Annotated in this window: 10 protein-coding genes; 4 read left to right on the top strand and 6 right to left on the bottom strand. The window is 60.8% G+C overall.

Annotated features, from left to right (window positions below; all coding sequences use genetic code 11):
* The first annotated feature begins 214 nt into the window (after positions 1-214).
* The gene (locus tag ACPF7Z_RS08010; RefSeq protein WP_425192748.1) at positions 215-1,015 is read left to right on the top strand and encodes an NRDE family protein; all 801 of its coding nucleotides are present in this window, start codon (positions 215-217) and stop codon (positions 1,013-1,015) included.
* 8 nt (positions 1,016-1,023) lie between these two features.
* Here ACPF7Z_RS08010 and ptsP read toward each other — a convergent pair whose 3' ends face one another.
* Positions 1,024-3,294 carry a phosphoenolpyruvate--protein phosphotransferase gene (gene ptsP / locus ACPF7Z_RS08005; protein ID WP_425192747.1) on the bottom strand — a complete coding sequence of 757 codons (2,271 nt, stop codon included), beginning with the start codon at positions 3,292-3,294 and terminating at the stop codon, positions 1,024-1,026.
* Positions 3,295-3,354: 60 nt separating this feature from the next.
* On the bottom strand, positions 3,355-3,864 hold the full coding sequence (locus ACPF7Z_RS08000) for an RNA pyrophosphohydrolase (protein WP_425192746.1): 510 nt from the start codon (positions 3,862-3,864) through the stop codon (positions 3,355-3,357).
* Between the two features lie 156 nt (positions 3,865-4,020).
* Here ACPF7Z_RS08000 and ACPF7Z_RS07995 point away from each other — a divergent pair, with 156 nt between their 5' ends.
* The 3 genes from ACPF7Z_RS07995 (at position 4,021) to ACPF7Z_RS07985 (ending at position 9,006) form a co-directional block, all read left to right on the top strand.
* Positions 4,021-4,674 carry an HAD family hydrolase gene (locus ACPF7Z_RS07995; RefSeq protein WP_425192745.1) on the top strand — a complete coding sequence of 218 codons (654 nt, stop codon included), beginning with the start codon at positions 4,021-4,023 and terminating at the stop codon, positions 4,672-4,674.
* A 158-nt stretch (positions 4,675-4,832) separates the two neighbouring features.
* Positions 4,833-5,921 (top strand): efflux RND transporter periplasmic adaptor subunit, encoded by a 1,089-nt coding sequence (locus tag ACPF7Z_RS07990; RefSeq protein WP_425192744.1) that lies wholly within the window; start codon positions 4,833-4,835, stop codon positions 5,919-5,921.
* 1 nt (position 5,922) lies between these two features.
* On the top strand, positions 5,923-9,006 hold the full coding sequence (locus ACPF7Z_RS07985; RefSeq protein WP_425192743.1) for an efflux RND transporter permease subunit: 3,084 nt from the start codon (positions 5,923-5,925) through the stop codon (positions 9,004-9,006).
* Positions 9,007-9,141: 135 nt separating this feature from the next.
* Here ACPF7Z_RS07985 and rsd read toward each other — a convergent pair whose 3' ends face one another.
* The 4 genes from rsd to ACPF7Z_RS07965 form a co-directional block, all read right to left on the bottom strand.
* Positions 9,142-9,645, bottom strand: coding sequence for a sigma D regulator (gene rsd, locus ACPF7Z_RS07980; RefSeq protein WP_425192742.1), 504 nt, complete (start codon positions 9,643-9,645; stop codon positions 9,142-9,144).
* A gap of 187 nt (positions 9,646-9,832) precedes the next feature.
* Positions 9,833-10,366, bottom strand: a complete 534-nt coding sequence (locus ACPF7Z_RS07975) for a disulfide bond formation protein B (RefSeq protein ID WP_425192741.1) — start codon at positions 10,364-10,366, stop codon at positions 9,833-9,835.
* A 15-nt stretch (positions 10,367-10,381) separates the two neighbouring features.
* A complete protein-coding gene (gene gshA / locus ACPF7Z_RS07970) occupies positions 10,382-11,947 on the bottom strand; it encodes a glutamate--cysteine ligase (RefSeq protein ID WP_425192787.1) in 1,566 nt (521 codons plus the stop codon).
* Positions 11,948-12,106: 159 nt separating this feature from the next.
* On the bottom strand, positions 12,107-14,482 hold the full coding sequence (locus tag ACPF7Z_RS07965; RefSeq protein ID WP_425192740.1) for a Tex family protein: 2,376 nt from the start codon (positions 14,480-14,482) through the stop codon (positions 12,107-12,109).
* Positions 14,483-14,645 lie beyond the last annotated feature (163 nt).

The following is a 14,645-nucleotide window of genomic DNA, read 5'->3' as shown; positions in this document are numbered from 1 at the left end:
ACAATGAAGCGAGTCTACTGGTTTCATTAATTGGCTACCACGAAGGAAACGCTGAATAAATCGACGAGCGGTTCAAGCACAAGGCGCCCGGAGCACAGGAACCGGAGCATATGGGGTATATGTGAGGATTCCGCGTACCGCGTAACGCAGTGATTGAGTCGCGCAGGCATTTATTCAGTGCTTTCTGAACGCTTTTTTAATAAATGGAGTCTCCATGTGTCTGATCGTATTTGATTGGCGCCCTGGCAGCGAAACGCCCTTGCGGCTTGCCGCCAATCGTGATGAGTTTCACGCCCGCCCGACCGCCGCACTTCAGCGCTGGAAGGATAAGCCCGACATTCTGGGCGGGCGCGATCTACGTGCCGGCGGCACCTGGCTGGCGGCCCATGGGCGTGGCCGCCTGGCGGCCGTGACCAACGTCCGCGCTCCGGCGTTCGAAGCGCCCGCCGATGGCCCCAGCCGAGGCGAGTTGGTCCGCCAAGCCCTGGAATGTGCCACCTTGAAGAGTTGGCTTGCGGAGTTGACCCAGACCAGGGCACGCCGCTACGCCGGCTTCAATCTGCTGGTAAGCGACGGCGATACATTATGGCACCTGCATCACGGCCCCTCGGCCACCAGGCTGCTTGAGGTTGCCCCCGGCGTACATGGCCTGTCCAATGCCAGCCTCGACACGCCCTGGCCAAAGCTACTTTGCAGTCGTGAGCGTCTTGCCAACGTGATCGCCGATGTCGCGGCGGATGACGATGACACCTTTGCCGCCAAGGCCTGGTCGTTGATGGCAGATGAGCGGCCCGCGGAGGATGCCCGCTTGCCTGATACCGGCGTGAGTCTGGACCTCGAGCGCTTTCTCTCGGCACCGTTCATAGTAGGTGAGGAATACGGCACTCGCGCCAGCACCTGGGTGAGCTGGCAGGCGGAGGGCAATCTGACCATCGGCGAGCGCTCCTTCGGCCCGCTGGGTCGCCTGCTCGATGAGCGTCGAGAGCGCCTCGCGATGCCCCTTCTGCCCATTTAGACAGTGGTTCACTTGCGATAATCCTCGGGCGGCAACAGATGTGCCAATCCCCATTCATTGAAGCGCGTCGTCAGATGCGCCCGAACCGCTATAGGCGTGGGCAACTGCAAGGTCTCCTCGACCAGCGTGCGCGCCTGGGTCAGGGTGACGCGGCGAATGGCGGCACGTACCTTGGGCAGGCTGGGCGCGTTCATGGACAGCACCTCGAAGCCCATGCCCATCAGGAGCAGTGCGCCCCCCGGATCGCCCGCCAATTCGCCACATACCGTCGTGGGCATCTGCAACTGTGCGGTTTCATCGGCCAAACGCGCCAGGGCCGCCAGCACCGCAGGATGACAGGCGTCATAGAGCTCCGCGACGCGCGGGTTGTTGCGATCCACCGCCAGCAGGTACTGGGTCAGATCGTTGCTGCCTACCGAGAAAAAATCGACCCGAGCCGCCAAGGCATCGAGCTGATAGAGCGTCGCCGGCACCTCCAGCATGACCCCCACCCGAGGCCGCGTAATCGTCACGCCCTCTTCACCCAACTCGACCAGGGCACGATTGAGAAGCCGCAGCGCGGTATCGACCTCGTCAATATTGGTGATCATGGGCAGCAGGATATGCAGATTATCGCTTCCCACGGAGGCCCGCAGCATGGCGCGCAACTGCACCATCAGTACCTCGGGGTGATCCAGAGTCACGCGAATGCCGCGCCAGCCGAGAAAGGGGTTGGCCTCTTGAATGGGAAAATAGGGCAAATCCTTATCACCGCCGATATCCAGGGTACGCATGGTCACCGGTAATGGAGCAAAGCTTTCCAATTGTTCGCGATACAGTCTTTCCTGCTCCTGCTCGCTGGGAAAGCGTTCGGTGATCATGAAGGGCACCTCGGTACGGTAAAGCCCCACTCCAGCAATGCGCGGCTTGAGCTGTGCGACCGCATCGACTGCCAGGCCGGTATTGACCATCAGGGCCATGGCATGGCGATCCGGAGTCTCGCTGGGTAGATGCTGCTCATGTTCGAGCACCTCGGCCAGTGCCTGTTCCTCGGCAATCTGTTCTTGATACTGACTCACCAGCTCGTTATCCGGACGGACGAACAAGCGACCACGATGCCCATCGAGGATCACCGGTGCATCGTTGAGCCGTTGCAAGGGGAGGTCGACCATGCCCAATATGGTCGGAATGCCCATCGCACGGGCCAGGATCGCGACATGAGAAGTACTCGAACCGCTGATCGATACCAGACCCACGAGCCTCTCCCGGGGTAGCTCACCGAGCATCGCCACATCGATCTGCTCGGCCACGAGAATGCACCGCTGCGGGATGGTGTCGATGGTGCGCGGACTCTCCTCCTGCAAATAGGTCAGCACTCGTCGGCCCAGATCGCGAATGTCCGCGGATCGTTCCCGCAGATAGTCGTCGTCCACTCGCTCCAGGTAATGGACATGGCGGCGCACGACATCCGCCAATGCGCCGGGGGCCCACTGCCCCTCCAGGATGCGCTTCTCTACCTCCTGCCCCAGCGCGGTATCCGCCAGCATCTGCTCGTAGGCATCGAAAAGCGCGAGTTCCTGCGCGGATATCCGGTTGGCCAGACGCTCACCGGTACGACGCATCTCACCGCGCACCCGGTCGATCGCCTCTCGCAAGCGCCGGATCTCACCCTCGGTATCCGTGGGGAGCAAATCCGGCACGTTATCCAGATCGGCCAAGGGCGCGATGACCAGCGCCTCGCCGATGACCATGCCCGGCGAAGCGGCAACCCCCTTGAACATGGCCATGCCATCGGCACGCGTGGGTTGGTTGAGCGTTCCGGTGGCGATGGCATGAGCGAGCACACCGGCAAGCTGCGCCGCCATGGTGATCAAGAACGCTTCATCGCCTTCGTCGTAGCGACGCTTGCCCTTCTGTTGCACGACCAGCACACCGAGCATGCGCCGCTGGTGAATGATCGGCACACCCAGAAAACTGGAAAAACGCTCTTCACCGGTCTCCTTGAAGTAGCGGAAATAAGGGTGGGCCGGGGCATCTTCGAGGTTGAGAGTTTCCTCGCGCTGACCGACAAGTCCTACCAGCCCCTCGCCCAGACGCAATGCCACCAACCCGATCGCCTGGGTACGCAGACCGATGGTGTCCTTGAGCACCAACCGCTCCCGCACAGGGTCGTATAGATAGATGGAGCAGACATCGGTGCGCATTGCCTTGCGTACACGCCGCACCACGGTAGCCAACGCAGCCTCGAGGCTACGAGCTCCGTTGACCTCCTGGACGATGCGACGTAGGACATCGAGCATGGGCATTCTTCTTTTAATGATAATGAGCTTGCAGTGGGTAAAGGAGCCTCAACGCTGCCCCTAAGGGGGTAGCGACAGGCCATCGCCCTGTCGTGCCAGGTGTTGCACTCTCGGCGCCAGTTCCCGCAGAGCGCGCCGATAGACTTCACGCTTGAATGGCACCACCTGTCCCAGCGGGTACCAATAACTTACCCAGCGCCAGCCATCAAATTCCGGCTTGGGAGTGGCGTCCATGCATATTCTGCTGTCCTGACAGCGAATGCGAAGCAGAAACCACTTCTGTTTCTGGCCAATGCATATCGGCCTCGATTGTGTGCGTACCATGCGTCGGGGCAGACGGTAACGTAGCCATCCTCGGGTACAGGCCAACACCTCGACATCGGTGGGCGTCAAACCGATCTCTTCTTCGAGCTCCCGGTAGAGCGCCTGTTGTGGAGTCTCGTCGGACTTTATGCCTCCCTGAGGAAATTGCCACGCGTTCTGTCCCACCCGACGCGCCCAAAGCAGCTGGCCCTCACGGTTGACAATGATAATGCCAACATTCGGGCGAAAGCCGTCGGCGTCGATCACGGGCTTCACCTTATACATCCATAATTAAGACCATTCTTCCACAAAGCTCGAAAGTGCATCAACACACATGTGGATACCGTGGTGTGAATGCGTCGTCAGTTCTGTAATAATCGCTTACATTTTTGCATCATCCACGTTTATCCAAGGAGCGCCTCCGTGAGTCTGGCCATCTTCGATCTGGACAACACACTGCTTGCCATCGACAGCGATCATGCCTGGGGAGAGTTCCTGGTCGAACAGGGCGCCGTCGATCCCGAGCACTATCGCGAGGCGAACGAACGCTTTTATCAGCAATACCAGGACGGCACCCTGAACATTCACGACTATCTGGCGGTGGCCCTCGAGCCGCTGGTAAAGAACACGCCGGAGCAACTGGCCGCCTGGCATCAGCAATTCATGATCAGCAAGATCGAACCCAACATTCTCGTCAAAGGGGAAGAGTTACTGGCGGAGCATCGTGCTCAGGGAGACACCTTGTTGATCATCACCGCCACCAACCGCTTCATCACCGCACCGATTGCCGAACGGCTGGGAGTGGAGGCCTTGATCGCCGTCGAACCGGAAATCATCGATGACTGCTATACCGGTCGGGTCAGCGGCACCCCGAGCTTCCAGCACGGCAAGGTTCTGCGCCTGGAGGAGTGGTTGAAAGACCAAAGCGTTACCCTCGACGATGCCTGGTTCTACAGCGATTCGCATAACGATCTGCCACTGCTCGAGAAAATCGATAATCCCGTCGCCGTCGATCCGGACGACATCCTGCGCGAGGTCGCGATGCAGCGTGACTGGCGCATTATTAGCCTACGTTGATAAAGCAGCCGGTATAAGCCTTTTTTATTTGATAAGCTAATCATCGCCCCGTGGAACCTGTTTCGATTTCTTTGCTCAAAGGCAACTCACCTATCTTGACGATATCCTGACGATATCTTGATGATCGCGGTGTTCCCTGCCTATCACCGGATGGCCTGATGCGTCTTCGATTTGCTTCATTGTCTGCCCCCCTCGCCTTGATTTTAGGTATTGCTCTGCTGATCTGGCTGGCGCTCGGCGACATGCAGCGCTTTCGTGCCGAGCCACCCGCCGACAGCGGGCCGAAGCAATCCACCTTGACCCGGGTCGAGGTAAGAACGTCCCACGCACGGCGTCACACACCGACACTGACCCTGCAGGGCCAGCTCGAGCCCAAGCGCGATGTCATCCTGCGCCCTCGTCGCACCGGCACCGTGGCCGCGCTGCCACATTCCCAGGGCGATCGGGTCGAGAAGGACGACATTCTGTTGCAACTCGATGAGGAGGATTTACCCGAACAGCTGGCTCAGGCCGAGGCGGCATTGAAACTGGCGCTTTCGGAGCGGAAGGGAGGGCGTCGCCTGGAGGGCAAGAACCTGATTTCCGACAACGAGGTGCTGCGCCTGGAACGCGATGTGGCAGAAGCTCGCGCGGAGCTTGCCCGACTGCGCCAACTCAAGGCCGACGCCCGATTCAAGGCCCCTTTCGCGGGAGTGCTCGATCGTCTGGATGTCGAACTGGGTGACTTCGTTCAACCCGGGGAGGATCTCGGCAAGCTGGTCGAGATCGAGCGTCTGCTCGCCACCGCTCGAGCACCCCAGCGACGTGCTCCGGGACTTCATCCCGGTCTGCCGGTCACTGCTACCCTGCTGAGTGGCGATCAACTCGAGGGGGAGCTTAGCTATGTCGCCAGCAGCGCCGATAATGCAACCCGCAGCTACGCCCTCGAAGCAAATCTTGCCAATCCCGAGCGTCTGCGCATCGCCGGCGCCAGTGCCACCCTTGAAATCGCCCTTCCCGCTCGTCAGGCCCATGCCCTGTCACCGGCACTGTTGATTCTCGACGAGCAGGGGCACCTTGGCGTCAAGTATGTCGACGACAACGATACGGTACGCTTCTCGTCGGTGACGCTACTCACCGCCGATGCCACCCAGACCTGGGTCACCGGGCTTCCCGAGACGGTGCGTCTGGTCACCCTGGGGGGTGGCTATGTCGACACGGGTGAACGGGTCGAGCCGGTGTCCATCGACAGCGAGCAAGAGTCCTGACATGCGCACTCTGATTCATGCCGCGCTGAACCGCAGCCGTACGACCTTGCTGCTGCTGCTGTTTCTGGTCCTGGCGGGGCTGATGGCCTATCAGGCTATCCCGAAGGAGTCCAATCCCGACGTCGCCATTCCGATGATCTACGTCTCGCTGATGCTCGAAGGCGTCAGCCCCGAGGATGGCGAGCGCTTGCTGGTGCGCCCCATGGAGCAGGAGCTTCGCACCATCGAGGGCGTCAACAAGATGACGTCGCAATCCAGCGAGGGCATTGCCTCGATCACACTCGAGTTCGATGCCGGCTTCGATTCCCGACGCGCCCTGGCGGACGTGCGCGAAAAAGTCGACATCGCACGCAGCTCATTACCCGACGAAGCAGAGGAACCCCGCGTTCTCGAAGTCAACGTCAGCCTCTTCCCAGTCATGTCCGTGGGGCTCTCCGGACCACTATCCCCCAGCGAACTGATGGCGGTAGCCCGGGAGCTGAAGGAGAGAATCGAAGGTATTCCCAGCGTACTCGAGGTCGATATCGCCGGGGAGCGCGAGGATCTCATGGAGATCGTGGTCGACCCCTTGGTGCTCGACAGCTACGGCGTCGATTTCGACACCCTGTTCAACCTGGTGTCGAACAATAACCGACTGGTCGCCGCCGGCAGCCTGGACAACGGTGCGGGGCGCATGTCGATCAAGGTGCCCGGCGTCATCGAGAATGTCCAGGACGTCATGAACACACCGGTCAAGGTCGATGGCGATCGGGTGATCACCTTCGGCGAGGTGGCACGCATCCAGCGCACCTTCAAGGATCCGGACGGCTATGCCCGTATCAATGACCAACCGGCGGTGGTACTGGAAATTTCCAAGCGCACCGGCGCCAACATCATCGCCACCATCGACAGCATCAAGGCGCTGCTCGAAGAGGCCAAGCCACTCCTGCCCGAGGCGCTCAAAGTGAACGTCATCATGGACCAATCGACGGACGTCGAGGACATGCTCAGCGAGCTTCTGAACAACGTGCTCGCCGCCGTCGTCCTGGTCCTGATCGTGATTCTCGCCACCATGGGTCCTCGCGCAGCACTATTGATCGGCATGACCATTCCCGGCGCCTTTCTCACCGGTATTCTGCTGATCTGGGCGGTGGGCTACACCCTCAACATCGTCGTCCTGTTCGCGCTCATTCTAGTCGCCGGCATGCTGGTGGACGGCGCCATCGTGGTGGGCGAACAGGCGGACCGCTACTTCGCCGAGGGGCATTCATCGCACGACGCCTGGGCCGGCGCCGCCAGCCGTATGGCCTGGCCGGTCATCACCTCCACCGCGACGACCCTGGCCGTCTTTCTGCCGCTGCTGTTCTGGCCCGGCGTGGTGGGCGAATTCATGAAATACCTGCCGGCAACGGTCATCCTGTGCCTGCTCGCCTCTTTGGCCATGGCTCTGATCTTCATGCCCACCCTGGGCAATCTGTTCAGCTCCGGCCAGCATCTTGATGATCAGCGGGTCAGCAAAGGCGGGCGTCTGTATCGGCGAACCCTGACGCGTCTGTTGAATCATCCCGCCTGGACGCTGATCGGGGCCTTGATTGTGATGGCCTTGCTCTATGCCGGCTATGCTCGATTCAATCATGGGGTGGAATTCTTTCCCTCCGTGGAACCCGATAGTGCTCAATTGCTGATACATGCCCGGGGCGATCTCTCGGTCGAGGAGAAGGATGCCGTGGTACGGCGCGTAGAGGCGCGCTTGCAGGGCATGAGCGAGGTGAAATCGCTCTACGCCCGTTCCTATGCCACGCCGGATCGCGAGATAGGAGAAGACGTCATCGGTCAGCTCTCCTTCCAGCTCATCGACTGGTCTGAACGCCGGCCTGCCACCAAGATTCTCGCTGACATGCTCGAGCGCACTCGAGACATTCCGGGTATTCGTCTGGAAACCCGGGAACAGGAACAAGGACCGACCAGCGGCAAACCGATCCAGATCGAACTGAGCGCCAACGATCCCGCTCAGGCCGAACGCGCCGTGGAGCAGTTGCGCAGCGCCATGCAGCGCTTGGGGGGCTTTCGCGCCGTCGAGGATAACCGCAGTCTGCCCGGCGTGGAGTGGCGCTTGCAGGTCGACCGTGAGGCAGCGGCCCGTTTCGATGCGGACGTCTCGACCATTGGCAGCGCCGTGCAACTGGTGACCACCGGCCTGCAGCTCGCCACCTACCGACCCCAGGATGCCAACGACGAAGTGGACATTCGCGTGCGCCTGCCCGGTGCCCAGCGCAGCCTCGATCAGCTCGAACGCCTGACCATCAACACCGCTCGCGGTCAGGTACCGATCAGTCACTTCGTGCGTCTGGAGCCAGCGCCCAAGGTAGGCACCCTTCACCGAGTCGATGGGCAACGCGCGATTACCCTCGAGGCGGACGTCGATCCCGGACGCCAGGTCGATGAGCGCCTGAAGGCCTTGAGCGATACGCTGGAGAACTTGCCCGAGGGCGTACGCGTCGGCTTTGCCGGTGAACAAGAGGATCAGGCAGAGACCAGCCAATTCCTGAGTATTGCGTTTGGCGTTGCCCTCTTCCTGATGATGATCATCATGGTGACCCAGTTCAACAGCCTTTATCAGGCTTTCCTGGTGTTATCGGCAATTGTCTTCTCGACCGGCGGCGTGCTGCTTGGCCTGCTGCTCAACGGGCAACCCTTCGGCATCGTCATGGTGGGGATGGGCATCATCGCGTTGGCAGGTATCGTGGTGAACAACAACATCGTGCTGATCGACACCTACAACCAACTGCGTGGCGAAGGTTTGTCCGCCTACGCCGCCGCCCTCGAAGCCGGCAGCCATCGCCTGCGTCCGGTGCTGCTCACGGCGATCACCACCATCCTCGGGCTGATGCCGATGGTCCTGGGGGTCAACGTCGATCTGCTGGCGCCGAGCCTGGGCTGGGGTGCGCCTTCGACCCAGTGGTGGACGCAGCTCTCCAGCGCCATCGCCGGGGGATTGGGCTTCGCCACCGGTCTGACTCTGCTGTTGACCCCTTGCATGTTATTGCTGGGCGCTCATGTCAGTGAGCGCGTCGCGCGGCGTTTCAGATCCGTGCGCAACGGCTGACACTACCTAGACCTGACGCTGCCTAGACTCAGTGCAACAGCGTCAATCGATCGCTAAAGCGATCTCCCAACACAGTCGCTGGACGACAATATGCTCCGCCATAGCCTGGCGGGGCATGAATATCGAATAGAGTATTTACAGCGTGGCGCGAGAAGCTGCCTGCGACTCTGGTGGCGGTGAATGCGAGGCATGCAGCCGACCGATCAGTTGATCTTCCAAGGCAAAACGTTCGGTCAATCCCCGACCCAGACGATCAAGCCAGGCCGGCAAGCGAGACAAATAGTGCTGACAACGCGTCGGCGTCGAGTAATCCTGATCGAATTCCAATACCAACTGCGTGGACATTTCGAGGCGCTCAAGCAGTTTGTCCGCCACAGTCAATGCCTCTTGATCGTTGAAGTGCTCGGCTTCCTGACGCAGCTGTGGGTAGATTTCGAAGTGTCCGGCACTGATGTAATCCATCAGCGCTTCGCTGAAATGATCGATACGCGCCTTGGCCACGGCCTCGGGGTCGCTATCGCACGCCTCCTTCAGATCCATGAACGCGACCAGCATTTCCCGGCGCGCCTCGAACCAGCGATCGATCATCTGGTGCACGCCTCCCCAGCGTTCCTGCGCGGTTCTGCAGTTTTCCAGCATGGGCAGCCCCTCCTTGATCAGCCTGTCGCCTGCGGACCTTAAGCGTCACCCCAAGCGCCACGGGTGTCAATCCTATCCATGGAAAAAGATGACAACGTCTTGTTTCAATTGCATTAAGGCGGGCATTAGAAAGCACTGTTCGCTAATCTAACGTCCATTAAGCAGCGTTCATCCAACCCTGAACAACTCACGCAGGCGTATGCGACCCCTGACCTCGGTGCGATCCACGCAGGCTTTTGATCACCATGGCCAGTGGAATGAGTGCCAGGCCAACAAACCCCAGCAGTGTCCATTGAGGCAGGGTCAAGCCCCACCAAAGCCCATCGATTTCTGCGCACTCACCGGAGCCCGAAAGAACGCGAGACAGCACATCCCATAATGGCAGTACTTCCATCATATAATCGAGCCCGGGGCCACAGCTTGGTACCTCACTGGGGGGCAATGACTGCAACCAGACGTGACGCCCCGCCACTGCAGCGCCTGCTCCGGCAGCCGCGAGACCCATCACACCATAGACGAGGCCTCCCTTGCCCTGCGGGCCATGGATGGCTGCCACCAGAAACACCAGGGCCGCGGCAAGCACGGCAATGCGCTGCAGGATACAGAGCGGACAGGGCGTCAGTCCGGCCACGTACTGCAAGGCCAGGGCGACGCCCATCATCAGGGCGCAGAATGCCAGGCCCACCAGGCTCCATTGCCGAATGTTCAAATCAAGATGCATACGTTATTGACCACACTATTCGCCACTGACCGTGGAATCATCGAGGATGGATGACGTGACGGACTCCCGCGCCCGTGCAAAATAAGCGGCAATGAAATCGTCGAAGGGCTCGGTGTCCGCTTCCTCGATCTCGCGCTGCTGCTGATGCGACGTCTCGGTGAGTTGAGTAAACAAGGCATCGTGAGCACGATCCATGGGCTCCTCGCGCAGCTGAGCTGCCTGGGCCCGCGCAAGCCCGGCGATGTGATCCACGAACTCGTCGCCACTCTCCTCGAGAACGGCAAGCAATCGGCCGGAGGGCGTCAGTTCGGGATGATTCAACCGGGGTTCCAGCGCCTTGATCGCTTCTCGATGGTAAGGCTCTTTTTCGCCGATATCGAGCAGCTCGGCCACCTTGTAAAGCTCTGCAAAAATGGCCTCGCCACGCTCGGCGAGCCGACGTTCCTGCCCGTCGATCGACAGACGCAGCGAGGGATCGCGACCACGCCCCGAGACCAGCCCCCTATTGTCGTCGAGATGATCGCACTCCTCATCGGATATCCAGGGCGCTTCGGAGAGCAGGCACCACATCAGAAAGGTATCCAGAAAGCGCATCTGGGTTTCGTCGATACCCAGCGCCAGAAAAGGATTGAGATCAAGACAGCGGACCTCGATATACTCCACCCCTCGCGCTTCGAGGGCCTGAGTCGGTGTTTCGCCCTGTCCCGTGACTCGCTTGGGACGAATGTCGCTGTAATACTCGTTCTCGATCTGCAGAATATTGGCGTTGAGCTGCCGCCAGTCACCGTTCTCGTCCACCCCGATGCGCTCGTAGGCCGGCCAGGGCGTGGCAATGGCATTACGCAGCGTGCCCACGTAGTTGGACAAGGAATTGAAACAGATCTTGAGCTGCGCCTGGACCTTGTTCTGATAGCCCATATCGGACATGCGCAGGCTGGTGGCATAAGGCGCGACCAGCGTCTCGCGAGCATGGGCACGCAGCTTGTCCGGTACCGCCCCGGTGAGAAAACTTCTATCCAGCGCCGGTGAGGCGCCGAACAGATACAACAACAACCAGCTATTGCGCCGGAAGTGCCGAATCAGGTCGAAGTAGCGTCCGGATTGATAGGCCTTGAGGGGCTTGTCTTGAGCGCCCTCCAACTCCTGAAGCACGGGCCAGAGCTGCTCGGGTAACGACACGTTGTAGTGAATGCCGGCGATCGACTGCATGATGCGCCCGTAGCGGGCATCCAATCCACGCCGATAGATATGCTTCATCGTGCCGGAGTTGGAGCTGCCATAATCGGCAATCGGCACGCTGTCGTTGCCCTGCAAGCGGCACGGCATACTGGCCGGCCAGATCAGTTCATCCCCCAGACGACGATAACTGAAGCGATGCAGATCGGCGAGAAACGCCAGCGTGTCACCGGGCCGGCAATGTACCGGCGTGACGTACTCCAGCAGCGACTCGGAATAATCGGTGGTGATGTAAGGATGCGCCAGCTTCGACCCCAGCGCATACGGATGGGGCGTCTGGGCGATATTCCCTTGTCGGTCGGTTCGCAACCCTTCCTTTTCGACGCCGCGGCGCAGACGTCCCATGCGCCCCTGGCGAGCCACTCCTGTTAGCCCTGCGATAGCGTTGTCTAGTTGCTCGGACAAGATGAATACCCCTTTTTGAAGGCAATGCGCCGATTCACGGTCCGGCACTATCAACCTGCGATTATGATGGCAGACGCGATCCTTTCAACCCTAACGACATCATTTCCGCTTTCTCGCCTTGAGCAATGCCTCACCCAGGGCGCCCATCTGTCCGCCTTGAGACACGCCGCTGCGCTCTTGGTTTCCCCGCTGTGCCGATTGCCCTCGCGGCTTGCCTGCCTCATTGCCACGACGCTGGCTTCTAGAAGGCCTGCCCTCGTCAGAAGCATCGCCGGGCTGATCGTGCATGCGCATGGAGAGACCGATACGTTTGCGCTCGACATCCACTGCCATGACCTTGACCTTGACGATATCACCGGCCTTGACCACCTGACGCGGATCCTCGACGAAGGTGTCAGAAAGTGCCGAGATATGCACCAGACCATCCTGGTGTACGCCAATATCGACGAAGGCGCCAAAGTGGGTAACGTTGGTTACGGTCCCCTCGAGAATCATGCCGCGCTCGAGGTCCTTGATCTGCTCCACCCCCTCCCGGAACTCAGCGGCACGAAACTCCGGGCGTGGGTCGCGTCCGGGCTTGTCGAGCTCCTTGAGGATGTCGGTCACCGTCGGCACCCCGAACTTATCATCGGTATAGTCAGCGGGTTTCAGACGCTTGAGATAGGCACCATCCCCGATCAGGCTGGCCAGTTCACGCCCGCCGCGCTCGGCGATGCGGGATACCAGCGGATAGGCCTCCGGGTGCACGGCACTGGCGTCCAGGGGATTGTCGCCGTTCATGATGCGCAGGAAACCGGCGCACTGCTCGTACGTGCGCGGCCCCAGGCGCCCGACCTCGAGCAACTCGCGGCGGTTGCGAAACGGTCCTTCGGCATTGCGCCGCAGCACGATATTATCCGCCAGGCCGGGATTGAGTCCCGACACTCTCGCAAGCAGCGCGCTCGAGGCAGTATTGAGGTCGACGCCGACGGCGTTGACGCAGTCCTCGATCACCGTCTCCAGGCTCCGCGAGAGCTGCACCTGGGAGACATCATGCTGGTATTGCCCGACGCCGATCGACTTGGGCTCGATCTTGACCAGTTCCGCCAGCGGGTCCTGCAGACGGCGGGCGATGGAGACCGCACCGCGAATGGTCACATCGAGTTCGGGGAATTCCCGGGCAGCGATCTCGGAGGCGGAATAGACCGAGGCACCGGCCTCGCTGACCATGACCTTGGCCAACCTGCGTGGCGGACTGGCTGCGGCGAAACGCTTGACCAGCTCGCCGGCCAGCTTGTCGGTTTCACGGCTGGCGGTGCCGTTACCGATGGCGATCAGCGTGACGTCATGCTTCTCGACCAGCCGGGCCAGGGTTGCCAGGGCGTCATCCCAGCGTTTCTGCGGCGCATGGGGATAAATGACGTCGTGATCGAGAAACTGGCCGGTTGAATCCACCACCGCGACCTTGCAGCCGGTGCGCAGCCCGGGGTCGAGGGCCAGGGTCGCCTTGGGGCCGGCCGGAGCGGCCAGCAGTAAATCCTTGAGGTTGGCGGCAAACACATCGATGGCCTCATGCTCGGCGCGCTCGCGCAGTCGCCCGAACAGCTCGGTCTCGAGATGGGTATAGAGCTTGACCCGCCAGGTCCAGCGCACCACCTCGCGCAGCCAGCGATCCGCCGGCCGGCCTTGGTCCTTGCCTGAAAGATCGATGTCGAAATGCCGGGCGATGACGACCTCGGCAGGATGAATCGCTGCTTCGTCTTCCCCCGGAAGCTTGAGTGCAAGCCCCAGCACCCCCTCGTTGCGTCCACGGAACATCGCCAGGGCACGATGCGAAGGCACCTTGGCCAGGCGCTCGTCATGCTCGAAATAATCCGAGAACTTGGCCCCTTCCTGCTGCTTGCCCTCGATTACCCGGGCACAGAGCTCGCCCTCCTGCCACAATCGATCCCGCAGGCGACCCACCAGCTCCGCATCCTCGGCGAAGCGCTCCATGAGGATCTGCTTGGCGCCATCCAATGCCGCCTTGGCGTCCTCCACACCCTTGTCCGCGTCCACGTAGTCCGCCGCGGTCACTTGAGGATCGAGGCTCGGATCGCTTAGCAATGCTTCGGCCAGCGGTTCCAAACCGGCCTCGCGGGCGATCTGCGCCTTGGTACGACGCTTTTTCTTGTAGGGCAGGTAAAGGTCTTCCAGGCGCTGCTTGGTATCCGCCTCGCGAATCTGCGCAGTCAACTCATCGGTCAACTTACCCTGTTCATCGATGCTGGCCAGCACCGCCTCACGGCGCTCCTCAAGTTCACGCAGATAGCGCAACCGCTCTTCCAGAGAACGCAGTTGACCATCGTCGAGGCCGCCGGTGACCTCCTTACGATAACGAGAGATGAAAGGCACGGTAGCACCGCCATCTAGCAGTTCCACGGCGGCGGCCACCTGCTGGGGGCGAACAGCGAGTTCCGTGGCGAGGCGCTGGGTAATCTGGGTCTGTACGTCCATGGGATCCTTGGCGTCTGTCCGAATCTTGTCACGCAGAAGCAACCAACATCGGCGCGACGAAATGGCGACAAGGTATCATAAAGCACGCCGCGAACGGACATGGGCACAAGGGTTGAAAGTTCGTTTTCTCGCCGGGAGAGCTCTTCAGCCAAGGCCCGGCCTG

Source organism: Halomonas sp. GXIMD04776 (assembly GCF_049808615.1).
In the GTDB taxonomy this organism is placed as follows: Bacteria; Pseudomonadota; Gammaproteobacteria; order Pseudomonadales; family Halomonadaceae; genus Modicisalibacter.
Note: the sequence above shows the minus strand (reverse complement) of the source record. Positions and strands in the feature narration are given on the sequence as shown.